The organism is Vibrio sinensis (assembly GCF_003605645.1).
Lineage (GTDB): Bacteria > Pseudomonadota > Gammaproteobacteria > Enterobacterales > Vibrionaceae > Vibrio > Vibrio sinensis.
This window is the reverse complement of record NZ_QVMU01000012.1, coordinates 60,161-85,179: the sequence shown is the minus strand read 5'-3', so window position 1 is coordinate 85,179 and position 25,019 is coordinate 60,161. Positions and strand designations below refer to the sequence as shown.

Annotated in this window: 22 protein-coding genes and 1 pseudogene; 13 read left to right on the top strand and 10 right to left on the bottom strand. The window is 43.4% G+C overall.

Translation table 11 applies throughout. The annotated features are described in order from the left end of the window. Genes hisA through hisIE form a run of 3 tightly spaced genes read left to right on the top strand, consistent with a single transcriptional unit; the run spans nt 1 to nt 2,140 of the window. A complete protein-coding gene (gene hisA, locus DZ860_RS13690) occupies nt 1-738 on the top strand; it encodes a 1-(5-phosphoribosyl)-5-[(5-phosphoribosylamino)methylideneamino]imidazole-4-carboxamide isomerase (protein WP_120032187.1) in 738 nt (245 codons plus the stop codon). After that, on the top strand, nt 720-1,493 hold the full coding sequence (gene hisF, locus DZ860_RS13685) for an imidazole glycerol phosphate synthase subunit HisF (RefSeq protein WP_120032184.1): 774 nt from the start codon (nt 720-722) through the stop codon (nt 1,491-1,493). The genes hisA and hisF overlap by 19 nt, the downstream gene beginning before the upstream one ends. Continuing rightward, a complete protein-coding gene (gene hisIE, locus DZ860_RS13680) occupies nt 1,490-2,140 on the top strand; it encodes a bifunctional phosphoribosyl-AMP cyclohydrolase/phosphoribosyl-ATP diphosphatase HisIE (RefSeq protein ID WP_243641857.1) in 651 nt (216 codons plus the stop codon). Before hisF ends, hisIE begins: the two co-directional genes overlap by 4 nt. Before the next feature lie 97 nt (nt 2,141-2,237). On the opposite strand, the gene DZ860_RS13675 is transcribed toward hisIE, so the two are convergent. Continuing rightward, nucleotides 2,238-3,440, bottom strand: coding sequence for a putative manganese transporter (locus tag DZ860_RS13675; RefSeq protein ID WP_120032182.1), 1,203 nt, complete (start codon nt 3,438-3,440; stop codon nt 2,238-2,240). 201 nt (nt 3,441-3,641) lie between these two features. Between DZ860_RS13675 and DZ860_RS13670 the strand changes: the two genes are divergently transcribed. Further along, a complete protein-coding gene (locus DZ860_RS13670) occupies nt 3,642-4,547 on the top strand; it encodes a manganese-dependent inorganic pyrophosphatase (protein ID WP_120032180.1) in 906 nt (301 codons plus the stop codon). 69 nt (nt 4,548-4,616) lie between these two features. On the opposite strand, the gene DZ860_RS13665 is transcribed toward DZ860_RS13670, so the two are convergent. From DZ860_RS13665 to pspF, 7 genes are all read right to left on the bottom strand, one after another. Next, nucleotides 4,617-5,390: a DUF2927 domain-containing protein gene (locus DZ860_RS13665; protein ID WP_120032244.1), complete on the bottom strand. Its 774-nt coding sequence runs from the start codon at nt 5,388-5,390 to the stop codon at nt 4,617-4,619. Between the two features lie 32 nt (nt 5,391-5,422). Then, nucleotides 5,423-6,208 carry a peptide ABC transporter ATP-binding protein gene (locus DZ860_RS13660; RefSeq protein WP_120032178.1) on the bottom strand — a complete coding sequence of 262 codons (786 nt, stop codon included), beginning with the start codon at nt 6,206-6,208 and terminating at the stop codon, nt 5,423-5,425. Beyond that, the gene (locus DZ860_RS13655) at nt 6,205-7,200 is read right to left on the bottom strand and encodes a peptide ABC transporter ATP-binding protein (protein WP_120032176.1); all 996 of its coding nucleotides are present in this window, start codon (nt 7,198-7,200) and stop codon (nt 6,205-6,207) included. Before DZ860_RS13655 ends, DZ860_RS13660 begins: the two co-directional genes overlap by 4 nt. Further along, nucleotides 7,200-8,087: a putrescine export ABC transporter permease SapC gene (gene sapC, locus DZ860_RS13650; RefSeq protein ID WP_120032174.1), complete on the bottom strand. Its 888-nt coding sequence runs from the start codon at nt 8,085-8,087 to the stop codon at nt 7,200-7,202. Before sapC ends, DZ860_RS13655 begins: the two co-directional genes overlap by 1 nt. Next, a complete protein-coding gene (locus DZ860_RS13645; RefSeq protein WP_120032172.1) occupies nt 8,074-9,036 on the bottom strand; it encodes an ABC transporter permease in 963 nt (320 codons plus the stop codon). Before DZ860_RS13645 ends, sapC begins: the two co-directional genes overlap by 14 nt. Continuing rightward, entirely contained in the window at nt 9,037-10,656 is a 1,620-nt protein-coding gene (sapA, locus tag DZ860_RS13640; protein WP_120032170.1) for an ABC transporter substrate-binding protein SapA, read from the bottom strand. 117 nt (nt 10,657-10,773) lie between these two features. Next, nucleotides 10,774-11,769 carry a phage shock protein operon transcriptional activator gene (pspF, locus tag DZ860_RS13635; RefSeq protein WP_120032168.1) on the bottom strand — a complete coding sequence of 332 codons (996 nt, stop codon included), beginning with the start codon at nt 11,767-11,769 and terminating at the stop codon, nt 10,774-10,776. Between the two features lie 204 nt (nt 11,770-11,973). Here pspF and pspA point away from each other — a divergent pair, with 204 nt between their 5' ends. The 7 genes and pseudogenes from pspA to DZ860_RS13600 all read left to right on the top strand — a co-directional run bounded on the left by pspA (nt 11,974) and on the right by DZ860_RS13600 (nt 19,468). Further along, nucleotides 11,974-12,642: a phage shock protein PspA gene (gene pspA, locus DZ860_RS13630; protein WP_120032166.1), complete on the top strand. Its 669-nt coding sequence runs from the start codon at nt 11,974-11,976 to the stop codon at nt 12,640-12,642. Nucleotides 12,643-12,787: 145 nt separating this feature from the next. Further along, on the top strand, nt 12,788-13,021 hold the full coding sequence (gene pspB / locus DZ860_RS13625) for an envelope stress response membrane protein PspB (RefSeq protein WP_120032164.1): 234 nt from the start codon (nt 12,788-12,790) through the stop codon (nt 13,019-13,021). Further along, nucleotides 13,014-13,403: an envelope stress response membrane protein PspC gene (gene pspC, locus DZ860_RS13620; RefSeq protein ID WP_120032162.1), complete on the top strand. Its 390-nt coding sequence runs from the start codon at nt 13,014-13,016 to the stop codon at nt 13,401-13,403. The genes pspB and pspC overlap by 8 nt, the downstream gene beginning before the upstream one ends. A 176-nt stretch (nt 13,404-13,579) precedes the next feature. Next, the gene (locus tag DZ860_RS13615) at nt 13,580-14,611 is read left to right on the top strand and encodes an efflux RND transporter periplasmic adaptor subunit (protein WP_120032160.1); all 1,032 of its coding nucleotides are present in this window, start codon (nt 13,580-13,582) and stop codon (nt 14,609-14,611) included. A gap of 13 nt (nt 14,612-14,624) precedes the next feature. Beyond that, nucleotides 14,625-15,707, top strand: a complete 1,083-nt coding sequence (locus tag DZ860_RS13610) for an efflux RND transporter periplasmic adaptor subunit (protein WP_279386834.1) — start codon at nt 14,625-14,627, stop codon at nt 15,705-15,707. Next, a pseudogene (locus DZ860_RS13605) lies at nt 15,700-18,798 on the top strand (efflux RND transporter permease subunit); the annotation flags it as partial. The gene DZ860_RS13610 and the pseudogene DZ860_RS13605, both read left to right, overlap by 8 nt. 97 nt (nt 18,799-18,895) lie before the next feature. Beyond that, nucleotides 18,896-19,468, top strand: a complete 573-nt coding sequence (locus tag DZ860_RS13600) for a DNA-3-methyladenine glycosylase I (RefSeq protein ID WP_120032154.1) — start codon at nt 18,896-18,898, stop codon at nt 19,466-19,468. Between the two features lie 117 nt (nt 19,469-19,585). Here DZ860_RS13600 and DZ860_RS13595 read toward each other — a convergent pair whose 3' ends face one another. Together DZ860_RS13595 and cls are read right to left on the bottom strand one after the other, a co-directional pair. Continuing rightward, on the bottom strand, nt 19,586-20,791 hold the full coding sequence (locus DZ860_RS13595; RefSeq protein WP_120032152.1) for a cystathionine beta-lyase: 1,206 nt from the start codon (nt 20,789-20,791) through the stop codon (nt 19,586-19,588). 146 nt (nt 20,792-20,937) lie between these two features. Next, nucleotides 20,938-22,392 carry a cardiolipin synthase gene (cls, locus tag DZ860_RS13590; protein ID WP_120032150.1) on the bottom strand — a complete coding sequence of 485 codons (1,455 nt, stop codon included), beginning with the start codon at nt 22,390-22,392 and terminating at the stop codon, nt 20,938-20,940. Between the two features lie 414 nt (nt 22,393-22,806). Between cls and DZ860_RS13585 the strand changes: the two genes are divergently transcribed. Together DZ860_RS13585 and DZ860_RS13580 are read left to right on the top strand one after the other, a co-directional pair. Continuing rightward, nucleotides 22,807-24,177, top strand: a complete 1,371-nt coding sequence (locus tag DZ860_RS13585; RefSeq protein WP_439333132.1) for a sodium-dependent transporter — start codon at nt 22,807-22,809, stop codon at nt 24,175-24,177. Between the two features lie 146 nt (nt 24,178-24,323). Further along, a complete protein-coding gene (locus tag DZ860_RS13580; protein WP_120032146.1) occupies nt 24,324-25,019 on the top strand; it encodes a TIGR01621 family pseudouridine synthase in 696 nt (231 codons plus the stop codon).

Genomic DNA, 25,019 nt, shown 5'->3' with positions numbered 1-25,019 from the left:
GTGATTATTCCAGCTCTCGATTTAATAGAAGGACAAGTCGTACGTCTTTATCAAGGCGACTACGGTCAAGTGACTGAATACAAAGTAGACCCAGTTGAACAATTCAATTTGTATCATCAAGCGGGTGCTAATTGGTTGCACTTGGTGGATCTTACCGGGGCAAAAGATACGCAAGCACGCCAGCTTGATTTGATCGCTAAGTTATTGGCGAGTACACCGGCCAATATTCAGATTGGTGGTGGGGTTCGTACAGAACAAGATGTGGTGAATCTGCTTGAAGCCGGAGCTCAGCGGGTCGTGGTGGGTTCGACGGCTGTGAAGCAACCGGAGTTAGTCAAAGGTTGGATGGAAAAATACGGCGCTGAAAAAATTGTCTTAGCGTTGGATATCAATATTGATGAGAATGGCATTCGTAAAGTAGCGATCTCTGGCTGGCAAGAAGATTCGGGAGTGACGATTGAAGCACTGATCGAAGATTTTTTGACCGTTGGGCTTAAGCATGTGTTATGTACAGACATTTCAAGAGACGGGACGTTGGCAGGTTCAAACGTCGAGCTTTATATCGATTTGTGTCAGCAATACCCGCAAGTGCAGTTCCAATCTTCAGGTGGTATCGGTAGCCTTGAAGATATTGCCGCACTAAAAGGTACCGGTGTCGCAGGAGTGATCGTGGGACGTGCACTGCTTGATGGTAAATTTAACGCACAGGAGGCATTTGCATGTTGGCAAAGCGAATAATTCCTTGTCTTGATGTTCGTGATGGACAAGTCGTTAAAGGGGTTCAATTCCGTAACCATGAAATAATTGGTGACATTGTTCCTTTAGCTCAGCGTTACGCGCAAGAAGGTGCTGATGAACTGGTTTTCTATGATATTACGGCATCAAGTGATGGACGCGTCGTGGATAAAAGCTGGGTGAAACGTGTAGCCGAAGTGATTGATATTCCTTTTTGTGTTGCTGGTGGTATTAAGTCTGCTGAAGACGCGGCTCGTATTTTAGAATATGGTGCGGATAAGGTTTCGATTAATTCCCCTGCATTGGCGAACCCTCAACTTATCACCGACTTGGCTGATAAATTTGGTGTTCAATGTATTGTGGTCGGCATCGATTCTTATTACGACAAAGAAACAGGTAAATACCAAGTTTATCAATTTACGGGTGACGAAGAACGCACCAAAGCCACACAGTGGGAAACTCGTGACTGGGTTATTGAAGTACAAAAACGTGGCGCAGGGGAAATCGTATTAAATATGATGAACCAAGATGGTGTACGTAATGGTTATGATATCGAACAGCTAAATATGGTTCGTGAAGTATGTAAGGTCCCGTTGATTGCTTCAGGTGGTGCTGGGGAAATGGTGCACTTTGCACAGGCGTACCAACAAGCGAATGTCGATGGAGCATTGGCTGCTTCGGTCTTTCATAAGCAGGTGATCAATATTGGTGAGCTAAAACAATACCTGAAACAACAAGGGATAGAGGTACGATTATGAGTTTTGCAATGGACCAATTTTCGAGCACAGATGTCACGGCATTGTCTAAACGAATTGATTGGGAGAAAGTAGATGGCTTGGTTCCGGCCATTGTACAAGACTATCAATCGAGCCAAGTCCTAATGATGGGGTACATGAACCCTGCGGCGCTGGATAAGACGGTTCAAACGGGGCACGTAACATTTTTTTCGCGAACGAAAGAGCGTTTGTGGACAAAAGGTGAAACGTCAGGCCACGTTTTGAAACTAGAAAATATCGCATTGGATTGCGATAACGATACGCTATTAGTTAAGGTAAACCCAGTTGGGCCAACCTGTCATACAGGAACAACGACGTGTTGGGATGGTGATCAGCAGCAGGAGTCACAAATGGTGTGGCTTCATCAATTGGAACAACTCTTGGCTGAGCGTAAACATGCCGATCCTGACTCCTCTTATACCGCAAACTTGTATGCTCGTGGTACCAAACGTATATCGCAGAAAGTGGGCGAAGAGGGCGTTGAAGTCGCGCTTGCGGCGACGTCGGGTGATAAGGCGGAATTAGTCTGTGAATCTGCCGATTTGATTTATCACCTATTAGTGCTGCTGCAAGACCAAGGTTTGTCTTTCAATGACGTGATTAATAAGTTGAAAGAACGCCACAAATAAGTTCGTACCGACGCTAGATATCTCCCAAAGCCGCTTGTTTTTAAACGACAAGCGGCTTTTTGTTTTCTCAGTATTCGTCTCGTTAAGAGAATGAACGTTACATTTCAAATAAGAAATAGTAGCCGTAACCCACGATTAGAGCCGGAACTGCTGAGTAAAATGTCGCAACTAGGGCTGCTTTAGGAGCCAGTGCAATAGCAGGAAATAATGCATCCCCGTCATTTGATATTGAATTGGCTAGTTGAGCTGAAAGTGGTACTGCGCCGGAAATGTACAAGCTGGTGACTAAGATTTGGGGACCGCATCCAGGTAACAAGCCAATAGCCAAGCCCATCAGTGGCATCCAGACACCCAACCCTTCGAAAATGACTGGCAGTTCAAGGTGAGCAAAAGAGGTTGTGAACTCGAAAGCAAGAAATGCCACGATAACCCAAGCAGTGACAAAGTTGGTATCTTGCGCTGCTTTTTGTAGTGGATGAGAAGAGACACATTTTGTGTCTTCCGATACCGTGGATTGATAGTCATGTAGTTCTTTCGTCATGGCCCAAAGTAGCATGCTGACAACAATAAGTACGGTACCAATCCATTCAATGGTCATCTCAGGTAGGTGAAACAGCGCGTTGATATCGACTTGGAAAGAGCCCAGTGTTGCAATGATTGCGGTAGGTACAAGCAGCCATTTCCAAAAGGTGCCTTGCAGATTAATGGCTTTCTTTTCTAGTGTGTTTGCCCCTTTGCACGAATGGAGATGGGTATCGCTCCCCTCTGTTTTAGGACGTAGAAAATCATCGGCATGAAGAGCGTTGACTGCCCAACCAGAAAGCGTTCCGACAACAACACCAAGTGCGATGACTGCGAGACCAATATCAGGTTTACTGGCGAGTAATAAAAAGGCGGCATCGCCCATAGTCGATGTTAAAACCGCAACAATCGCACCAAAACCTACTCGACCACTGACAAATTGGGTTGTTACGACGATAGCGCCGCCACAACCGGGCAGAGCACCTAAAAGAGCAGAGAAAAAGACTTGGTAGCGGCGCGAGTGATGGAATAAGTTAACAACGCGATTTTGCTTACTAATAAATAAAGATAAGTAGTGATAAATCGCAAGCGTAAATGCGACATAGGCGGAAACGGCCCAAAAAGCGTCTGAGAGAGTATTGACTGTCAGCTCACGAGTTTGCTGTGTTGCTAACAGAGCAAGAAGTGCCACGGGCAACAATAGACGTTTATAGGCCAATTGGAACTGGGAAATGGATAGCCAGCTAGGTAAATACTGAGAAAAAGGTATGGAGTTCATATTTGCCAAATCATAATGAGAATTATTATCAATATAAATAAATGAGAATTGTTTGCAACAAATTTCATCGTTTTTTGTCTTCTTTTTCCGCAGCTGACCTTGAAACCGATGACAAATTTTGAAAATCAGGTAAAGTAACGTCCGTTGTGAGTAATAGCCCTCTCTTTGGAGGGTATAGATAGAAAACCAATAGGAAATAAGATGATTCTAGTTGTAGGTCACAAGAACCCTGATAGTGATAGTATCTGTAGTGCACTTGTTGCGACTGAGCTTCTAAAAGCACGTGGTGTTGAAGCAATGCCAATTCGTCAAGGTGAAATTAACCGCGAAACCCAGCACATTCTGGAAGTTGCCGGTGCTCAGGCGCCTGAACTACGTACTAGCGTTGCCGGTGAAAAAATTTGGCTCGTTGATTACTCAGATCTAGCACAAGCACCAGATGATGTGGCTGAAGCAGAAATTGTGGGTATTGTTGACCACCACCGTCTAGGTGATGTTATGACAATAAACCCAATGGAAGCTTGGATCTGGCCTGTTGGTTGTACAAACACAGTGCTTTTCAATATGTTCAAAATTGAAGGTCACACAATCACTCCTCAAATCGCTAAACTAATGATGTCTGCAATTCTTTCAGACACTGTGGGTTTTGCTTCACCAACGTGTACTCAAAAAGATGAAGACGCGGTAGCAGAATTGGCACAGATTGCAGACGTTCAAGACGTTGATGCATTCATTAAAGATTTGCTGATTGCAAAAACAAACATCGAAGGACTTTCTGCTGCTGAACTTGTAGAGAAAGATCTTAAAGGCTACCCATTCAATGGTCGTGACGTTGTTGTCGGTCAGGTTGAACTTGCAACACTTGAGCAAGTTGATGCGATGATTGAAGCACTAGAAGCTGATCTTGAGCGTCGTTGTCTTGAAGAGAACCTAGCATTTGCTGCGGTAATGTTAACTGACATTACAACAGCACAAACTCGTCTACTACACAAAGGTGAGTGGGCAGAGAAACTCATCAAGCATGAAAAAGATGGCATGTTAATGATGGAAAATACACTAAGCCGTAAGAAGCAAGGTTGGCCTTGGCTTCAAACTGAACTTGCTTAATTCGTAAAGTACAGCATGATTTTTTAAACCCATCTTCGGATGGGTTTTTTATGTTCATCGAATTTCGGTTTACTCTAATATTTTCCACAGTGGCGCTGAGCGTGATACGTTGACAGCATTTTTTAGAATCCCATCTCGCTGATATTGAACTAATAAAATATCAATCTGATCAGATACTTGAGATTTACTCATACCGCTCTTTAGCGACGGTTCATAGAGTAATTTAAGTAATACGACATCGAGCGGAGATAATAGATCATCAGGCGTACGATCATTAAAGATTGATGGGTAGGCGAGTTGTGAGTCATTCGGTAGTCCCATCACTTGGGTGATCTCTTCAACAATACAAGCAAGTAGTTTTCCATGTGCACGACTCTGGTCAACCGGAACAATAACCGTGGCTCTTACTATGTCTTTGTTTTTTACTGAGACTCGGTAACTGGCTGTACAGATGGCACCATGTATATGCTTAAGAGCGTCTTTGCCGATTTCTTGGCTGATATCCTGCTGCCAAAGTGATTCTCGAGTAAATATCCAGATTACATTAGCATGCTTACGAGTCGAGACTCGAGAGATACTATGTCCTGTTATTTTCTGAAGATGTAGGAGATGTGCGTCGACCAGCTCGTCATGTAGTATCTGATCAGCGACTTTATGTTTTACCCAAATCTTGATGGGCTGCTGCCATTTAACTAAAGGCTTATCACCAGATGAGTATTCATTTTTAAGTGCAACTTCTAAAAAGGCCCGCTTTACAAATGATGTATCCAGCCAGGTTTTTGGTGTTGCAAATGACATCAAAGGAAACGTTATTAGTGAGATAAATAGGGCAATCCTTGCCATCATCATCCATCCATAGGTGCTATTTGAAGAGGTTATCTGAAATTACGAGCCTTATTAAAGTGGCTCTCGACTAGACGTTGAGTAATAGGGTGTTCTGGGCATGAAAGCACTTGTTGCGTGTTACCAGATTCCACCACTTCTCCCTCATGCATTACCATGACTTGGTCTGTAATATGTTTCATTATGCCGATGTGTTGTGAAACATAGATAAAGGCAACTCCCATTTCCTCTTGGAGCTCCAAAAACAGGTTAATAATTTGAGAGCGCATCGCCATGTCTAAGCCGTTTAATGCTTCATCGGCTACAATTATTGATGGTTGAAGTATTAAAGCTCGAGCAAGGCATACGCGCTGTTTTTGCCCCGTTGCTAACATCTGGGGATAGAAATAAGCATGTTCAGGGAGCAAGCCAACACGGAGTAAAGTGGCTTTCACTCGGTTCATACGAGCTTCTGGCGTCATATTTGTATTTCGCATCAGAGGTCCTTCTAGAATACGACCAATCTGAATGCGAGGGTTCAATGATGTATTGGGGTCTTGAAAAATCATGCGAATCAGTTTACAGCGCGTTGAGTAGTCTTTGTGTTCTAACAAATCCCCATTGACTCGAATTTCCCCGGAAGTTGGTTCCACCATTCCTGCCAACATTCGTGCTAATGTTGATTTTCCCGAACCATTTTGACCTATGAAGCCAATGGTTTGGCCTGCTTCAAGTGAGAAACTGACGGGTTTAACAGCGTGGTGAATTTTCTTGCGAAATAATCCCGAACGAGTAATGAAATCTTTAGAAAGATCAGTGACCTCTAATAAAGCACTCATGATTTTTTCTCCATGTTGAGTGGGAAGTGACACGAATACTTATGATTTTTTACTTTTCTTGGTTGTGGAATCTCAACGCATTGGCGCTGTGCATATGGACATCTTGGACCTAATCGACAACCTATAGGCAGATGCTGAAGTGGAGGAATTGTTCCCGCAAGTGACTCGAGTTTTTGCTTGTGCGGGATCCAATCGCTAAAGTCTGGCATAGCTCTAAGTAGCGCAACCGTGTACGGATGTTTTGGCGCATTTAAGATTTTGTCAGTGTCGGCTGATTCTACGGATTGACCACAATACATAACAGTAATACGCGTTGCCCATTGAGTAATAGTGGTCAAGTCGTGGCCGATAAGTACGATGGTCGTATTGTGAACCTGATTCATACGACTGAGCAGACGTAAAATCTGCGATTGAGTGATTGGATCTAAGTCGTTGGTTGGTTCATCAGCAATCAATAGCTTGGGTTTAGCGGCAATTGACATGGCAATCATCACCTTTTGACATTCACCATCGGTCAATTCATAAGGGTAGCTATTCATTATTTTCTTATGATCTTTGATACCCACTTTATGTAGCAAAGCAATCGCTTGTTTTTTACGCCAAGCAAAACGCTGCCACCACTTGCCGTCAAAAGATCGTGCTGGAATCGATTCAATCAACTGTTGCCCCACATCTTCAGAGGGATCTAAACAGGTTGATGGCTCTTGGAAGATCATTGCGATATCACGTGCAATCACACGGCGACGCTCACGAGGCGTTAATTGCAATAAATCGATATTGCCAAGTCGCATACGGTCTGCCGTAACTTTCCAGTTGTCTTTACAAACGCCGACGATGGCTTTTGCGACTAAGCTTTTTCCTGAGCCCGATTCACCTACGAGACCTCGAATCTCACCTTCATTTAAGGTAAGACTCATGCGATCTACAGCTTTAACGAGACCTTGAGGCGTTTCAATCTCAATCGTTAAATGTCGGATATCTAATAAAGGCATTATTCGATCCCCGCATTGAGTGCGCGTCGAACGCCTTCACCGACGAGGTTAACAGCAACAACGGTAAACATAATCGCCAATCCTGGTAGTGTCACCGTCCATGGAGCAAGGTAAATTAATTCCACTGAGTCACCTAAAATAGCCCCCCATTCGGTACTTGGTGCCTGAGCACCAAGTCCAAGGAAACCAAGGGCTGTGATATCTAAAATGGCAATAGAGAGCGCCAAAGTTACTTCGGCGGCAATTATGGTAAGAATATTAGGTAAAATTGAGTTCCATAATAGGTAGAAATCATTTGCCCCGTCGAGTCTCGCAGCCATGATGTAGTCTTTCTCAACTTCGGTATGTACCGCAAGATAAACAGAACGAATGAATCGAGGGATCAGAGCAAGGCAGATCGCCAATAAAATATTGAACTCACCAAAACCTAAAAAAGCCACAAAAATGATCGCTAACAGTAGCGATGGAATAGACATGACGGTATCAAGTAGGTGATTAAGCGTGCTTGATAATAGCCCCTTAGTCATGCCTGCTAAGATGCCAATCAAGCAGCCGATGAAAGTGGCGATAGCAGTAATCAAGACAGCAGCACCAAATGTCAGTTGTGACCCAATAATCAGACGTGAAAGAATATCACGGCCTAAGTCATCCGTACCAAGAAAGTACTCGACGGTCCCAGCAGGGTTCCAAGATGGCGGAAGCAGTAACTCTCCAGTTTGCATTTGTGGCGCGTGCGGTGCAAGCCAAGGTGAGGTCAAGGTTACGAATACGATAAACCCTAAGCACCAAAGGCCAAACATAGCGAGATTATTGGTTCGAAAGCTTTTCCAGAAACGTTCAAATTGAGTCGGGATGCGTTCTTCTTGATAGATATTATTTGTTAGCATACCACTCTTTCCTTACATGCGGGTTAACGATAGCACCCACTAAGTCAGACAAAATGTTTGCTGTGAGTACCAGTGTAGCGACAACGATGACCCCTGCTTGAATGGCGACATAATCTTGGTTGGAAAGCGCATCAAGCAACCAGCGCCCAATTCCTGGCCAGTTAAAAATAGACTCAGCAATGATGGTCAGTGTCAGCATACTGGAAAGCTGAACACCTATTTTAGGAATAATAGGAGGTATTGAGTTACGTAATACGTGCTGAGTGACGATTTCGTAAGTTGAGAGACCCTTGATTCGCGCCGCTCGAATATAGTTTTGTCCCATTACTTCTGATACAGAAGTCCGCATCAGGCCAATAACTTGAGTTGTCGGTGCTAGTGCGAGGACAAAACAAGGCAGAATCAAATGATCAATAACACTTTGTAGAGCATTTATTCGATATTCATTGTCTGAAAGAGTCGCGTCGATTAGCGCAAAACCGGTGACATGGTCGATTTGATACAGGAGGTCATAACGACCTGCGACCGGAAAGATCTGATAGTGCAAAGAAAAGACCATGATCATGAGTAGCGCAACCCAGAATATTGGGGCCGAGTAGCCAGACATAGAAGTGAAAGAAATAATGGTATCTAACCATTTTCCTTGTCTCATTCCTGCCAGTGTACCAAGAGGAATACCAATGATGAGCGATAACATAAAAGCGATAAAGACCAGCTCTAATGTTGCTGGAAAGACGATTTCCAACTCGCTTAGGATGGGTACTCCATTTTTATTCACACCAAAATTTAAATGTCTAAGCTCACCAAGGTAAGTTGTCCAGCCAGACCAAAATTCGTATTGAGACCAAGGCGAAGTTGGGTCAAGACGTAACAAACTAAAGCCGATAATAGTCAATATCAGCAAAGTGATGATAAATAGATTGAGGCGACGAATAGTATACAAGAACATCTATTTTACCCTTTCTACTTGATCAAATGGTTGAGCATCAAATGGGCTAATTTTGAAGCCAGATAATGAGTTATCATGAGCTTGAAATTGCATCCCATGGCTAAGTGGAATGATTGGAAATTCTTCATTGAGGATATTTTGCGCCTGATGATATAAGTTGACGCGGTAACGTTTTTTTTCCACTTCTAATGCAAGATCAAGCAAAAAGTCGAAATCAGGGTTACACCAACTCGAAATATTGATTCCAGCGCGTTTTGAATCGCAAGAGAGCAGTGGTCGTAAGAAATTATCAGGATCGCCAGTGTTGGCATTCCAACCAGTTAAATAGAGGTCGATATTGTCATTATGTCCGATGTCGTTGCGGTCATAACGATCATCTGTCATTAGGTTTAATTTGATACCAATATCGGCAAAATTCGCTTGGATCAGTTCAGCTGTTTTTCTCGGACTTGGGTTATACGCTCGCGGTTCTAGTGGAACAGCCATTGTGAACTCAGTCCCTTTCTCTACACCGGCATCACGTAAAAGTGCTAATGCATAATTGCGGTCATATCGGATTTGAACCGTATCTTTTTGGTAAGCCCAAGAAGAGGGTGGTAACACTGAGTAAGCTTGGCTACCTGTACCGTAATAAACAGAATCCAAAATATTCTGGCGATTGATAGCATAGTTTAGTGCTTTACGAACGTTGGCATTATTCAGTGCAGGATGTGACGTATTTACTGCGATAAAAGAGACGTTCATTGCAGGTTTAACGGTCAACGTAATATTTTGTTGTTCAACAATGGTTGGAACCTGGCTTGAGCGTGGTGACGTTAAAACATCACACTCATTTCTTAATAGTTTGGCTAAAGTACCCGTTCCCCTGTGAGAAATATCGAAGACGACTTGATCCATTTTGGCTGGACCTTTCCAATAACTATCGTGTCTAAGTAGACGAATTAAATCATTTACTTGGTATTCCACAAGGTAGAAAGGTCCGGTTCCGATTGGCTTAGAATCAAGTAATGATTTTTCATCACTAAAGATCAGTTGATCACCATACTCTTTAGAGAGGATGACCGCGTGAGACGTCGCAATATTTGATAGGAACGTATTGTCAGGGCGACTCAAGGTGAATTTTACTTGATGATCAGAAATCGCCTCAATACTAGTGACGAGGTTGGCAAAATCGATCCCGACAAACCAAGGGTATAAACCACCGCCCACATAGTGGAATGGATGATTTGGGTCGATGATTCGACGAAAGCTGAACACAACATCGTCAGCATTCAACGGACGTGACGGAGTGAACCATGGTGTCGTTTGGAATTGAACATCCGGTTTTAAAGTAAAGGTGTACTCTGTGCCTGACTCATTGACGTCCCACGCCTGCGCAATACTTGGGATTGGCTGGAAGCTATTGGGATCGAGCGTCAATAACGTATCGAATATCTGTGGGCTCAGAGTTTCTGAAGTAATACCACTATCAACCAATTGTGGGTTGAATGTATTTGGGCCACCTTGACCACAAAAAACAAAACCGCTTTGGCGAATTTCTTCATGATCAACATCTTCACCACACCCAGTAATGAAACTGAGAGAGAGTAAACTGATGGTCAGTTGTATGAATGCTTTCATAAAAACAACGTTTGTTGGAGATTGGGAATAACGGAACAGACCATTATGCCGTAAGATCTCGGTAATTTACCATTAATCATTCGTGCAAACCAATGTCACACTTCGTTTTTTTCGAATCTAGGATGGGTTATTAAGATTGTACTTACGAACCATACCCCTAAATTGGTGATAACTTAAGCCTAATAAATCAGCAGCTTTACGTTGGTTGAACTTACTTTCTTCAAGAGCTGCGTTCAACAGCACAAGATCTTGTTGTTCCTGCCATTGCTTGTAATCCATAGGGAAATCAAAGTTAACCTGTTCAGTATGGTGGTTAGTTGCCTGATTGTCAGGATCGGTTTGATTCCATTGTTGTTCAAAAGGATTAAAGGTGAGTATATCAATCGGGCTATCAATAGCACCATGTTGGTAGATGGCACGTTCCACGACATTTTTGAGTTCACGCACATTACCCGGCCAAGGGTAATTGAGTAAACGTTGCTGAGCATCGTGTGTGAATCCCACAAAATAGTCATAGCTCAATTCGCGGCACATACGTATCGCATAATATTCAGCCAACAAAAGGATATCTTCTTGACGGCGTCGAAGAGGGGGTAAATGAATAACGTCAAATGCTAAGCGGTCGAGCAAGTCTGCGCGAAACAGTCCATCTTGTGCCATTTCGGGTAGGTTAGCGTTAGTCGCACAAATTAAACGGACGTTGGCATTAAGTAGTTGATGGCCACCAACACGTTCATATTGGCCATATTCAATAACGCGTAGTAATTTTTCCTGTACGAGTAATGGCGCTGTAGCCAATTCATCAAGAAATAGAGTGCCATTTTCTGCCCGTTCGAAACGGCCTTGATGTCGGCCTTTCGATCCGGTAAATGCCCCTGATTCATGGCCAAACAGTTCAGAATCGATTAACCCCTCGCTCAACGTGGCACAGTTGATGGAAATTAACGGTTGGTCCCAACGTTTAGATAAGTAGTGAAGTCGCTGGGCGATGAGTTCTTTACCTGTTCCCCGCTCACCAATGATAAGGACTGGGCGTTCTATTCCTGCGAGTTTTGATACTTTATCGAGTACGGCGAGAAATGCCGGAGATTCCCCAATTAAGTTTTGCTTCATAGTTACCCCTTACAAGGTGGTGATTTTTACCTAACATTGGCTAAATTCATCATAACCTATTTGCTCTAAATATGCGCAAGATATTTAAGTTATTGATATTATTTAGTTTTAATAAGTGGCACGTTACTTGATATAGCTAGTATAGATACAGTAACTAACACTAGGTTTCAGGGCTTAACCGCCACACCATTAAGGAGATTAATTATGGGTATTTTTTCTCGATTTGCAGATATCGTGAATTCAAACATTAGTGCTTTATTGGACAAAGCAGAAGATCCTGAAAAAATGATCCGTCTCATTATTCAGGAGATGGAAGATACACTTGTTGAGGTTCGAACCAATTCTGCTAAAGCGATCGCTGATAAAAAAGAACTCGCGAGAAAAATTGGCTCTATCGAAGATCAGGTTGCTGAATGGCAAAACAAAGCGACTTTGGCTTTAACTAAAGAGCGAGAAGATCTTGCGCGTTCGGCACTGATTGAAAAACAAAAATTGGTTGATGCTTTAAAAGGTTTGCGTACCGAACAAACATTAGTTGAAGAGACGATTGACAAGTTAACTGGCGAAATCACTAAGTTAGAAAGCAAAATTACAGAGACGCGTGCCAAGCAACAAGCATTAGCAATTCGCAGCCAAACCGCTTCAAATCGTCGTGATGTGCAAAAACATCTACATACAGCGCGAACTCATGAAGCTATGGCAAAGTTTGACCAGTTCTCTCGTAAAATTGATGAAATGGAAGCTGAAGCTGATCTATTTGCCAAAACAGGCAATGCCAAATCGCTAGACCAAGAGTTTGCAGAGCTTCAAGCTCAAGATGAGATTGAACAAGAGCTCGCAAAATTGAAGAAGCAAATGGAAGATAACAAGTAACTGAGCCTCATGCTTACCAGTTGTTGTTAGTTTAATGCAGTTGCTTATGGAAATTATACATCGAATTTCACAAGGGTTAACCTTGGAAATATGAGCCTAACTCGGTATGTTATGAGTAAGCTGTCTAAATTTTTAGGAGATGCAAATGTCATCGTTTTTTATCGCTTTGCCTTTGTTGGCTTTCTGTATTTTTGTTGCGCCACTGTGGCTGTGGTTACATTACCGCAGCAAGAAGAACACCAGTGGAAGCTTATCGCAGGAAGATCATCAACGCTTACAAGTTCTTTCAAATAAAGCGGAAACCATGCATACGCGTGTCGAGACATTAGAACGTATTCTCGATGCGGAGGCACCAAACTGGAGACGTCGTTATGAGTAAACGAGAACTTTACCGTGATACGATCAATGGCAAACTTTCAGGTGTGTGTGCGGGGATTGCCAACTATTTCGGAGCGGAAGTTTGGCTAATTCGTATTCTAGTGATTTCAGCGGCGTTGCTCGGTGGTAGTTTTTTGGTGGTATTAGTGTATGTGGCAATGACATTAATGCTAGAAAAACAACCGGTTAATTACGTAGAAACCCTCAAGGCTCAGCAAGAACATACGTTAAAGGATAAGCCTTGGCAGCGTGGTCAATCACCATCAATGTTGTTGGATACTCTAGAAAAAGATTTTGATCAGCTTGAGGGGAAAGTCCGAGCGATGGAGGCGTATGTCACTTCAGATTCGTATAAGGTAGATAGAGAGTTTAGTAAACTCTAATTTATTACATGAGTGAAGCGCGTTATTTTCAATTGAGGGATGTCATTCGACATCCCTCAACTTATTCATTATCAAAGTAAATTTCTGATTTTTTCTGGCAGAGTTGGCATGGGTCATCTATCTTTGTTCTAGGCTTCGAGATAAGAAGTCAACGATCAAACTATGGATGGTTACTTATGCTTAAGACGATTTTTCTGCTGATGACAGCCACGATTTTGGTTGGTTGTGATAAAGCTCCCCCTCCTATTCCCGAACCTGAGTCTCGTCCCGCAAAGCTTTTTAATGTCTCCGTTGGCAACTCTCAATTTGAACGTCGTTTTCCTGCAACCTCTGAAGCAGGGGATAGAGCCGTACTTGCTTTTCGTGTTCCGGGCTTGTTGCAATCGGTTGACGCTGTTTCGGGGTTACCTGTTAAAAAGGGCGAAGTGCTTGCGACGTTAAATCCAGATGAGTACACATTATTGGCAGATCAAGCTCAGGCGCAATTCAGACTTGCTGACGTAGAGTATCAACGTTATAAAAAATTGCGCAAAGATAAAGTAGTCTCAGAACAAGACTTTGACCAAGCAAAAGCGAACCGAAACTCAGCTCGCGCCACATTAGATCAAGCAAGAGCTAACCTCCGCTATACCCAATTAATCGCACCTTATAATGGCACTGTTTCTATTGTCTACACCGATAATTTTGAATACCTCGCAGCGAAGCAGGGAGTGATGAATATCCAAACCAATGAGTTGATGAAAGTGATTTTCCAGCTCCCGGATCATCTGCTTAACCGCTTTTCCCGAGGTGTTGAACCTGAAGCAAGTATGACGTTTGATGCCTTTCCCGATAAAAGTTACCCCCTTATGTTCCAAGAAATTGATACCGAAGCAGATTCTAAAACAGGGAGCTATAAAGTCACCATGGTGATGGAACGACCAAAAGATGTTGGCGTGCTACCTGGGATGGCGGGAACCGTTAATGTGGTGTCCGCATCGGCTGGCGCGACACGAATTCCAGAATCAGCGGTATTTACAGAGAACAACAAAATGTGTGTTTGGCGGGTGAATGAGCAAGGAATCGTTGAAAAAGCCGCAATTGAATTAAATGACAAGCGTCAGGTAGTTAATGGTTTGTCCGATGGAGACCAAATCGTTATTTCGGGTGTGACCAGCATAACCGCTGGTATCAAGGTTCGTGAATGGATCAAAGAGCGAGGGCTTTAATATGAGGTTACCTATGATTCACACGCTATTGTTCGCTCTTTCTTTGATACTTGCCTTGACGTCATGCAGTGAGGCACCGTTGGTGGAAAATACCGATGTGCCTAAAGTGAAAGTGGCAGATTTAAAAGGAGATATCGAGGGGGATAGTTTGTACTTCCCCGCGGTTGCTAACGCGGCTGAGCGTTCGCATCTTAGTTTTCGTGTCGCTGGTGAGATCAGTAAGATTAATGTTAAAGAGGGCGATAAGCTTAAGAAAGGAGATGTGATCGCGGAGTTAGATCCAACCGATTACCAACTGGATGTCGATAACGCCTCTGCTCGTTATACCGTTGTCAACAATCAGTATCAACGATCTCGTCCTCTGGTAAATAAAGGATTGTTAGCAAAATCTCAATTCGATGAAATTGCGGCTCGGCGTCAAATCGCTTTGGCTGAGCTCAAATTAGCGAAGCTGCGTTTATCATTTACTCGATTATTGGCCCCGGTTGATGGTGTTATTTCACGGGTTAATGTCGATCGCTTTGAAAACATTCAAGTAGGTCAGCAAATCGTCAACATTCACAGCTTAGAACGGGTGGAGGTAATACTTCAATTACCGGATCGTTTGTATGTTACCCAACCAGACCAATCAAATCTCTCCAAAATAGAGGTACAGGTACGTGTTCCAAGTGGCAATAACTATGAAGCAGCGGTACAGGAGTTTACGACGGAGCCTGATCCTGCGACAGGAACTTTTACGGTGACGTTGTCACTTCCCATGCCTGAGGACGAGTACATCCTTGATGGTATGGCTGTGGAAGTGACCTCAAAAACAGAACATGCAACCTTAGGTTTTGATGAGGGAGTTCGGGTGCCGATAGAAGCGATCTTTAATGGTGACGGTGATGATGTTGATCGAGCACAAAAATACGTATGGGTGGTTGAAAGTGACAGTACAGTTCGTAAAAGCAAAGTAGAAATAGGAAAAGCAACTCAGTTAGCTGTTCAGGTTCTTTCGGGGCTTTCTGTGAATCAACAAGTCGTTATTGCGGGTATCTCCAAGCTAAGGGATGGAATGAAAGTGGATGTCATTGAAACGGAGGCAACCCATGAGTGATGAGCAATTAAACAAACCATCGAGTGACGATGAAATTACGGGCATTGCCGCTTACTTTATTCGAAATAAAGTGATCAGTTGGATGATTGCTTTGATCTTCCTGATTGGTGGTATTTCGTCTTTCTTTGGTTTAGGTCGATTAGAAGATCCGGCGTTTACGATCAAAGATGCCATGGTCGTCACCGCTTATCCCGGTGCAACCCCACAACAAGTAGAAGAAGAGGTGACTTACCCTCTAGAAAAAGCCATTCAACAATTGACCTATGTTGATGAAGTCAACTCAATTTCTAGCCGTGGTTTGTCTCAAATTACGGTAACAATGAAAAACAATTACGGGCCTAATGATTTACCACAAATTTGGGATGAATTAAGACGAAAAGTTAATGATTTGAACGGTCAGTTTCCGCCAGGAGTGGAAGAGCCTCAAGTAATCGATGATTTTGGTGACGTATACGGAATTTTGCTCGCTATTACTGGCGAGGGCTACTCCTATAAAGAGCTGCTTGATTATGTGGATTATCTACGTAGAGAGCTCGAATTAGTTAATGGTGTCAGTAAAGTTTCAGTTACTGGGCAGCAACAAGAACAAGTGTTTATAGAAATGTCGACGAAACGGCTGAGTAGCTTAGGTATATCACCGAATACGGTATTTAATCTGTTGTCGACGCAGAATATCGTTTCGAATGCCGGAGCGATTCGTATTGGTAGCGAATATGTCCGTATTCACCCAACAGGTGAGTTCCAAAATGTCGACCAATTGGGCGATCTTATTTTGTCCGAAACGGGATCTCAAGGCCTGATCTACCTTAAAGATGTTGCGGATATCAAACGTGGCTATGTCGAAGTACCAAGCAATGTGATTACGTTCAAAGGTGACGTTGCGTTAAATGTCGGTGTTTCTTTTGCCCAAGGGGTCAATGTGGTCGAGGTTGGTGAGGGCTTTGACCGTCGCTTAGCCGAGTTGAAATACCAACAACCAGTTGGGGTAAGTATTGCTGAGATATACAGCCAACCTAAAGAGGTTGATAAATCCGTAAGAGGCTTTGTGGTGAGTCTTGGGCAAGCGGTAGCAATTGTAATTATCGTACTGTTGTTTTTTATGGGACTAAGATCGGGCCTATTGATTGGTTTGATTTTGCTACTTACCGTCCTCGGTACGTTCATTTTTATGAAGTATTATCAAATTGATCTACAACGTATTTCTTTGGGGGCTTTGGTGATTGCACTGGGTATGCTGGTGGACAATGCCATAGTGGTGGTCGAGGGAATATTGATTGGTACGCAAAAAGGGCGAAGTCGAATGCAGGCTGCGACCGACATTGTAACCCAAACAAAATGGCCGTTATTGGGGGCAACGGTTATTGCGGTAACCGCTTTTGCGCCAATCGGCTTATCGGAAGACTCTACCGGTGAGTATTGTGGCACCTTATTCACCGTATTATTGATCTCTCTGATGCTGAGTTGGTTTACAGCGATTTCATTAACCCCATTTTTTGCAGATCTGTTTTTTAGAGGAATGAAGAACAAACAAGAAGACGGGGAAAGTGACCCGTATAACGGTATCATTTTTGTCGTTTATAAAGGGTTCTTAGAGTTTTGCTTAAAACGCGCATGGCTCACCGTTGTTGTTTGTTTGCTGGGCTTAGCCGCCAGTGTTTATGGCTTCACCCATGTAAAACAATCCTTTTTCCCATCATCGACAACACCGATGTTTCAAGTAGATGTCTGGTTACCTGAGGGCACCGATATTCGAGCAACCAATACTAAGTTAGTTGCGCTTGAGTCTTGGCTAGCAAAACAGGATAGCGTCGCTCATATCACCACAACCGCAGGTAAAGGTTTGCAGCGTTTCATGCTGACTTATGCGCCTGAAAAGAGTTACGCCGCCTATGGCGAAATAACGGTACGCATGGAAAATTACGAATCGTTGCCAGCCATTATGTCGAACTTTCGTGATTATATTGAAAACCAGATGCCTGAAATTGCATATAAATTGAAGCAAATTGAGTTGGGGCCAGGTGGTGGCGCTAAGATCGAAGCTCGCATCATAGGCTCTGATCCTACTGTATTGCGAACAATTGCAAGCCAGGTGATTGATATTATGAATGCTGATTCTGGGGCAACAAATGTGCGCCATGATTGGCGTGAGCGAACCAAAGTATTGGAACCTCAATTTAATGAGAGCCAAGCGAGACGCTATGGTATTACCAAGTCGGATGTTGATGATATTTTAGCGTTATCGTTTTCAGGGAAAGCGATTGGTGTTTATCGTGATGGTACAACATTAATGCCCATTGTCGCTCGTTTACCAGACAGTGAACGTGTTGATATTCGAAATATCGAGGGGATGAAAATTTGGAGTCCGGCACTGAGTGAATATATTCCATTACAGCAAGTTGCACCGGGCTATGAGTTTAAATGGGAAGATCCGATCATTGTTCGTAAGAATCGAAAACGTATGCTGACGATTATGGCTGACCCCGATATTCTCGGCGAAGAAACTGCAGCAACACTTCAAAAACGCTTACAAGTTCAAATAGAGTCGATAGAACTTCCTCCTGGGTACTTCTTGGAGTGGGGGGGAGAATATGAGTCATCAGGTGATGCTCAAGCTTCGCTATTTACCACGATGCCACTTGGCTATCTATTTATGTTCTTGATTACGATATTTTTATTCAATTCGGTCAAAGAACCATTGATAGTTTGGTTCACGGTTCCGCTTGCCCTGATTGGGGTAACTACAGGGCTACTGGCATTGAATACTCCATTTGGTTTTATGGCATTGTTGGGCTTCTTGAGCTTGTCGGGAATGGTGCTAAAAAATGGCATTGTGTTACTTGATCAAGTTGAAATTGAAATGAAATCGGGTAAAGACCCGTATTTAGCGGTTGTAGATGCTGCGGTCAGTCGTGTTCGACCAGTTTGTATGGCGGCAATCACCACAATTTTGGGTATGATTCCGTTATTACCAGATATCTTCTTTAAGCCAATGGCCGTTACCATTATGTTTGGTTTGGGTTTTGCTACCGTTCTGACATTAATTGTTGTGCCTGTGTTGTATCGTCTGTTCCACCGTATTCACGTCCCTCAAAGTAATGATACTCAAAACCATCATACTCACGGAAATCATACGCGAGGTGATAAAAGAGACGGTGTAGAAGTTAGTGATATGAACTAGGAACAGTAGAATGAATCAAGCAACATGTGCATGGGCTATGAAGCACGAATTAGAACGCATTTATCATGATGAAGAGTGGGGCATTCCTGTTTATGACGATCAAGTTCTGTTCGAATTTATTACTTTAGAAGGGGCTCAAGCTGGATTAAGTTGGATAACCATTCTGAAAAAACGGGAAGGGTATCGCGCGGCATTTGAAGACTACGATTTACAATGTCTAAGTCAATATGATCAAGATCAATGTGAAAAGAGAGTCGAAGCCATTATTGAGCAGTTTGATGTCGTGAGACATCGAGGAAAAATCGCATCTGTTTTCAGTAATGCAAGAGCAACACTAGGGTTAATCGATGAGTATGGAAGCCTTTCCAACGCGTTGTGGCAATTTGTTGATCATCAACCGATCGTGAATCATTGGGATTCCATGGACGAGGTACCTACCTCGACAGACGCGTCCAAAGCCATGAGTCGTTTCTTGAAAAAGCGGGGGTTTAAATTTGTCGGCGAAACTATATGTTATGCCTTTATGCAAGCTGTCGGCATGATTGATGACCATATTCAAGGATGTCCCCAAAAGAGCGCTTAGCGCTCTTTTTTTTGTTGGCTTTAAGCTATTACCATCACAACGGATATCGCAATCACCATAACAACAGTCATCGTCTAGGGAACTGGCTATTTATTCGATGCTATTTGAATAACTTTCTTAGGCAGTGGTTACGCTTTCTAGAACGGCAGCGTTATAGCGTTCAAGTGCCGATTCAAGATCGCTGATTAAGTCGTCGACATCTTCAAGGCCGATATGAAGACGAATTAATGTTCCCTCAAAGTGTGGGTGGGCAACAGTACGCAGCGCGTTAAAGCTGTTTGGCTCATTGGCAAGAATTAAGCTTTCAAAGCCCCCCCAAGAATAACCCATACTAAAATGTGTCATTCCGTCTAATAGCGCAGTGGTAGCATTGGGGAAACTACCTTTAAGCACAAATGAGAACAGCCCGTTTCCACCGGTAAAATCACGTTTAAATACGTCATGACCCGGGCAGGTTTCTAGGGCAGGGTGACGAACATGATCAATTTCAGGGCGCGTTTGTAACCATTGGGCAACTTTAAGACTATTTTCAGCATGTTGACGCAATCGAACATCGAGCGTTCGTATGCCTCGCAGCCCAAGATAAGCATCATCAGGGGAGATACATTGACCCATTAAGTAGCTTTGTTCCCGTAGCTGATCCCAATGTTTCTCATTAGCAACGGCGGTTCCCAGCATGACATCCGAGTGGCCAACGATGTATTTCGTTGCTGCCTGAATTGAAATATCGACACCATGTTCGAAAGGTGAGAAGTGAACCCCTGCTGCCCATGTATTATCAAGCATTACAACAATGTTGTGCTGGTGGGCGATTTTGGACAGGAGAGGAACATCTTGTACTTCCATAGTGATTGACCCAGGGGATTCTAGAAACATCACCTTAGTATTGGGCTGAATCAATTCGTTAATTTCGGCCCCAATCAGAGGATCAAAGTAGGTGGTCTTAACCCCCATTTTTTTCATGATGGTGTTACAAAAATCTCTCGTCGGTTCATAACAAGTATCGACCATGAGAATGTGATCACCTGTTTCAACAAAGGCAAGGATCGAATTGGTGATAGCAGCGGTCCCGCATGGATAGAGCGCACAACCAGCGCCGCCCTCGATATCAGTCATGGCATCTTGGAAAGCAAAGTGAGTGTGTGTGCCACGTCGGCCATAGAATAGAGTCTGTTTCGCGCGATTTTTTATAGCGTGGTTTTTTTCTGCCACACTATGAAAAACAACGGTAGATGCACGTTGTACTGGTGGGTTAACAACGCCATTTGTCCATTGTTTCTTACGCCCTGCAGTGATTAGCTGAGTTTTTTTCTTTCCCGACATATCAAATCCTTGTGATATTTATGCTTCGATCGATTAAAACATGGTAAAGCATTAGTCGTTAGGATGGAACAATAGTAAAGGTATAAGGCAGGGGAGTGATAACGGGGTTAGACATGAGCCAACCCCGTAGTGAGAGGATTAGAGAATTAGAGTAGTGGATTAAATAAGTAGAAAGTTCTTTCTAGGAAGCGATAGTAGAACGGACGTTCAGCCCAATCTTGAAGCACAACGGGATGAGACTGATTCATGTATCCCTGTTGCAGTTCGTACATCTCTTTGGTGAAATCTTCATCATCAACAGCGAGCGTAACTTCAAAGTTAAGCCACAAGCTACGCATATCCATATTCACAGTACCAACTAAACAGAACTGCTCATCGATCACGACAGATTTTGTATGCAGTAAACCGCCATAGAATTCAAAGATCTTCACTCCCGCTAACATTAACTCCGTATAGAACGCGCGAGATGCCCACTGGACCATTAATGAATCGTTTTTATGCGGAATAATGAGTTCAACTCTAATCCCACGCTGAGCAGTCATTTTTAGTGTTTCTAATAGATCATTGCTGGGTACAAAGTATGGCGTTGTAATACGAACTGATTGGTTAGCTTGGTTGATCGCCAAGGTTAATACCTGAGAAATCAGATGTTCTGGCATCCCTGGGCCAGAGGGAACCACTTGAACGGGGTGTTGCGCTTGATCTGGAGAAAGTTTGCACTCAGGTAGAGGAGGAAATTCTCGTTTACCTGTTTCAACTTCCCAATCCCAGCAATGAATCGCTGAAAGTACGTTGACCGTTGGACCGGTTAGGCGAACCATAATATCGACCCATTGACCCACACCAGAATCTTGTTTGAAAAAAGCAGGATCGACCATGTTCATTGAGCCGGTGTAAGCAACTGTGTTGTCGATGACGATGATTTTTCGGTGTTGGCGTAGGTCGAGACGGCGTAAAAATATCCGCCACGGACTCACTTCTAAGGCTTGGATGACATCAATGCCAGCTTCTTGCATCTGCCCAAGCCATGGGCTGCGGAAAAACCGTGGACTCCCTGCTGAATCGAGAAGTAGTTTGACATCGACGCCTCGTTGCGCAGCTCGGATCAAAGCCGCACCAACCGCATCGGCTAAACCGCCCGGGTGCCATATATAGAACATCATCCTTATTTCGTGTTGCGCTGATTCAATATCGTCTATCACGGAATTGAGGATCTCTTGGGGTGTACGCTGAAGATGCAGTGTATTCCCACTTAGAGCAGGTAAGCCTAAACGATTGTTACACAATTCATCGATGCGATAGATATGGCGTCCAAAGTGTTCTGGTGCATGAGCGTGGCAATCATCAAGTTGGGAAAACCATTGTGTAAATGGTGCCAGCATCTCCTTAGCTCGTTCTGCTCGCTTACGGCCGAGGTTGAGTTCTCCAAAAAGAACGTATCCAATAAGGCCAACAAAAGGAATGAGGTAAATAATCATAAGCCAAGCGAGAGAAACACTGACCGCGCGGCGTTTTAGCACTACGCGTAACGTAACACCGGCAACGAGAATCCAGTAGAAGGCAAGGCCTGCGAGAGTGAGGAAGTGGTAGAACTGTTCCATGCAAATTCCTGTGCGAATATAGTGATTTAGATATTAATCCTAACCAGAGGGCACGACAAGAGTGGTTTGTATGGAATGTGTAAGGGAAGATAAAAAGGACATAGCCGTTATGGGAGTGTTAAAACTAGGCTATTATATGTGCATATGTTAAATAAATAGCAAAAAAATGTGTAAATGAGAGGTGTGAGCGAAAAATGCACTATTTGGGGTTCCAATTTTAATCCCAAACTGTTTTACTTACTATACATAGAGCGTCAGTATACTTTTTTCTAAGTGTAAATATTTTATTACACCTTACTTTTAAGACGCCTAGTAGTACCAGCAAACACAATATAAAAATTTGGAGAGAACGTGGCGATCAGTAATTCAACCGCTCAACCCCGTGATAATTGGGGTTCAAAATTGGGATTTGTCATGGCAGCAGCCGGTTCGGCTGTTGGCTTGGGAAATATATGGAAGTTCCCTTACACAGCAGGAGAAAGTGGCGGTGGTGCCTTTGTCGTTATCTATCTACTGTTTGTTATTTTTATTGGTTTTAGTGTGATGCTAACCGAATTCGCTGTGGGTCGTAAGACCGGTTTATCAGCAGTAGGTGCATTTAAGTCAACCGATCGTCGTTGGACGTTCGCCGGCGTACTTGGCGTGCTCAGCGGCTTGCTCATTATGGGTTTTTATCCAGTGGTAGGCGGATGGGCAATTGCTTATATTTACAAAATTTCTACAGGCCTACTAAGTACACCTGAAGTGATTGGCGATAGCTTTGGAAGCTTTATTTCTGATCCGATTCAACCATTAATGTGGATGGGCCTTTACCTACTATTGAACATTTTGGTAGTGGTTCGCGGGATTTCAGGCGGAATTGAAAAAGCAGGTAAGATCTTGATGCCTTTGCTATTCGTCATCTTGATTATCGTTGCGGTTAAAGGCATGAGCTTACCAGGCGCTATGGCAGGCTTAGAGTTCCTATTTAGTCCAGACTTTTCAAAAGTCGATAGCAGTGTGGTTCTTGCTGCGCTTGGACAAGCGTTCTTCTCTTTAAGCTTAGGTATGGGTTGTATGATCACGTACGGCAGCTACTTGAGAAAGAAAGAAAACCTTGTGCAAACAACGGCAATGGTAACCGCGATGGATACAGGTGTTGCGATATTAGCCGGTGTCGCAATGTTCCCAGCGATGTTCGCATTTAGCATGGAACCTGCTGCAGGACCAGGCTTAGTGTTTGTTGTTGTCCCACAACTGTTTGCTGAAATGGGCGGTATGGTAGGCTTATTGCTTGCGCTACTGTTCTTTATTGGCTTAAGTGTTGCAGCATTAACATCATCAGTATCGCTACTTGAGGTGGTTGTTTCTTACCTTATTGATGAGAAAGGGATGAAACGTACTCCAGCAGTATTGCTTGCAAGTGCTGTTATGGCTGGCTTGTGTGTCTTTGCTTCACTATCGCTTGGTGGTACAGGACCGCAACTATTTGGAACTGGTGCATTTGATATCTTCGATCTTCTTACTGATAAAATCTTCCTAGCGGTTGGCGGTATGTTTGTTTGTATCTTTGCTGGCTGGAGACTAAGCCGAAGTGAGCTAGAAAAAGAGATCACAAATGATGGCGAAGTTAAATTTCCACTATTTGGTCTTTGGTACAACTTAGTAAAATACGTGATTCCATTTGCGATTGCGATCGTTGCTATTGCAGGTGTGAAAGCCGGTTTTGACAGTGGCAAAGGCGAAATTATGGTTCTCGGGTTAGCAGTGATTGGCTTTATCGCTTTGCTGTCTAAGAAGCTATAATCTCGGAGTTGTAGTCAAGAACGTTATCAGAAACGGGAGCCCCTAGGGTTCCCGTTTTTTTGTATATCGAAACCAATAGCAGCTTGGCTTACTTGGGAATAGGCGGATTTAACGGTATACTTCGCTCCCCAAAGTGGAGCCAGTGAATGTTTGAAATTTTACATACCCATCCTGATTTTTTAATTATTAACAAACACCCGAATGTCTCGGTGCATAAAGATGACGGTGACGTTATGTTACTGCAGGAAGTTGCGCGAGTCAGTGGAGATGAACAACTCTATTTAGTTCATCGTTTAGATAAGATGACATCAGGTATTTTACTCTTGGCGAGAAATAGCCAAGCCGCAAGTGAGCTGTCACAGGCTTTTGCGCAGCGTGTTGTCGAAAAGTTTTACTTGGCACTCGGCAGTAAAAAACCGAAGAAAAAGCAAGGCTTAGTCAGTGGTGATATGGAACGATCTCGTCGTTCGTCATGGAAGTTAATGACTTCTCAGAATAACCCTGCCGTGACGCAGTTTTTTTCTTTGTCGGGTGAGCCGGGCGAGCGTCTATTTTTGTGTAAGCCGCATACGGGGAAAACTCATCAAATTCGAGTTGCCTTGAAATCCGTCGGCTCTGCGATTGTTGGGGATCCTATCTACAATTCTGGTAGTGAAGCTGATCGTGGTTATCTACATGCGTTCTCATTGTGTTTTCCTTACCAAGGAGAATCGCATCGATTCGTTTGCGATCCTAGAGGCTCTTCGCTCATGGGGAAGCAATGGAATTCAGAGATTGTCTCAGCTGGAATTGAATCTTGGTTATCTCCTTGGGAATTAACTTGGCCAAATATTAAGAAGTAA

What these genes read in the sequence shown, in the direction of transcription:
- hisF (WP_120032184.1), top strand. Translation starts at nt 720, where the DNA reads ATGTTGGCAAAGCGAATAATTCCTTGTCTTGATGTTCGTGATGGACAA.
- hisIE (WP_243641857.1), top strand. Translation starts at nt 1,490, where the DNA reads ATGAGTTTTGCAATGGACCAATTTTCGAGCACAGATGTCACGGCATTG.
- DZ860_RS13675 (WP_120032182.1), bottom strand. Translation starts at nt 3,440, where the DNA reads ATGAACTCCATACCTTTTTCTCAGTATTTACCTAGCTGGCTATCCATT.
- DZ860_RS13670 (WP_120032180.1), top strand. Translation starts at nt 3,642, where the DNA reads ATGATTCTAGTTGTAGGTCACAAGAACCCTGATAGTGATAGTATCTGT.
- DZ860_RS13665 (WP_120032244.1), bottom strand. Translation starts at nt 5,390, where the DNA reads ATGGCAAGGATTGCCCTATTTATCTCACTAATAACGTTTCCTTTGATG.
- DZ860_RS13660 (WP_120032178.1), bottom strand. Translation starts at nt 6,208, where the DNA reads ATGAGTGCTTTATTAGAGGTCACTGATCTTTCTAAAGATTTCATTACT.
- DZ860_RS13655 (WP_120032176.1), bottom strand. Translation starts at nt 7,200, where the DNA reads ATGCCTTTATTAGATATCCGACATTTAACGATTGAGATTGAAACGCCT.
- sapC (WP_120032174.1), bottom strand. Translation starts at nt 8,087, where the DNA reads ATGCTAACAAATAATATCTATCAAGAAGAACGCATCCCGACTCAATTT.
- DZ860_RS13645 (WP_120032172.1), bottom strand. Translation starts at nt 9,036, where the DNA reads ATGTTCTTGTATACTATTCGTCGCCTCAATCTATTTATCATCACTTTG.
- sapA (WP_120032170.1), bottom strand. Translation starts at nt 10,656, where the DNA reads ATGAAAGCATTCATACAACTGACCATCAGTTTACTCTCTCTCAGTTTC.
- pspF (WP_120032168.1), bottom strand. Translation starts at nt 11,769, where the DNA reads ATGAAGCAAAACTTAATTGGGGAATCTCCGGCATTTCTCGCCGTACTC.
- pspA (WP_120032166.1), top strand. Translation starts at nt 11,974, where the DNA reads ATGGGTATTTTTTCTCGATTTGCAGATATCGTGAATTCAAACATTAGT.
- pspB (WP_120032164.1), top strand. Translation starts at nt 12,788, where the DNA reads ATGTCATCGTTTTTTATCGCTTTGCCTTTGTTGGCTTTCTGTATTTTT.
- pspC (WP_120032162.1), top strand. Translation starts at nt 13,014, where the DNA reads ATGAGTAAACGAGAACTTTACCGTGATACGATCAATGGCAAACTTTCA.
- DZ860_RS13615 (WP_120032160.1), top strand. Translation starts at nt 13,580, where the DNA reads ATGCTTAAGACGATTTTTCTGCTGATGACAGCCACGATTTTGGTTGGT.
- DZ860_RS13610 (WP_279386834.1), top strand. Translation starts at nt 14,625, where the DNA reads ATGATTCACACGCTATTGTTCGCTCTTTCTTTGATACTTGCCTTGACG.
- DZ860_RS13600 (WP_120032154.1), top strand. Translation starts at nt 18,896, where the DNA reads ATGAATCAAGCAACATGTGCATGGGCTATGAAGCACGAATTAGAACGC.
- DZ860_RS13595 (WP_120032152.1), bottom strand. Translation starts at nt 20,791, where the DNA reads ATGTCGGGAAAGAAAAAAACTCAGCTAATCACTGCAGGGCGTAAGAAA.
- cls (WP_120032150.1), bottom strand. Translation starts at nt 22,392, where the DNA reads ATGGAACAGTTCTACCACTTCCTCACTCTCGCAGGCCTTGCCTTCTAC.
- DZ860_RS13585 (WP_439333132.1), top strand. Translation starts at nt 22,807, where the DNA reads ATGGCAGCAGCCGGTTCGGCTGTTGGCTTGGGAAATATATGGAAGTTC.
- DZ860_RS13580 (WP_120032146.1), top strand. Translation starts at nt 24,324, where the DNA reads ATGTTTGAAATTTTACATACCCATCCTGATTTTTTAATTATTAACAAA.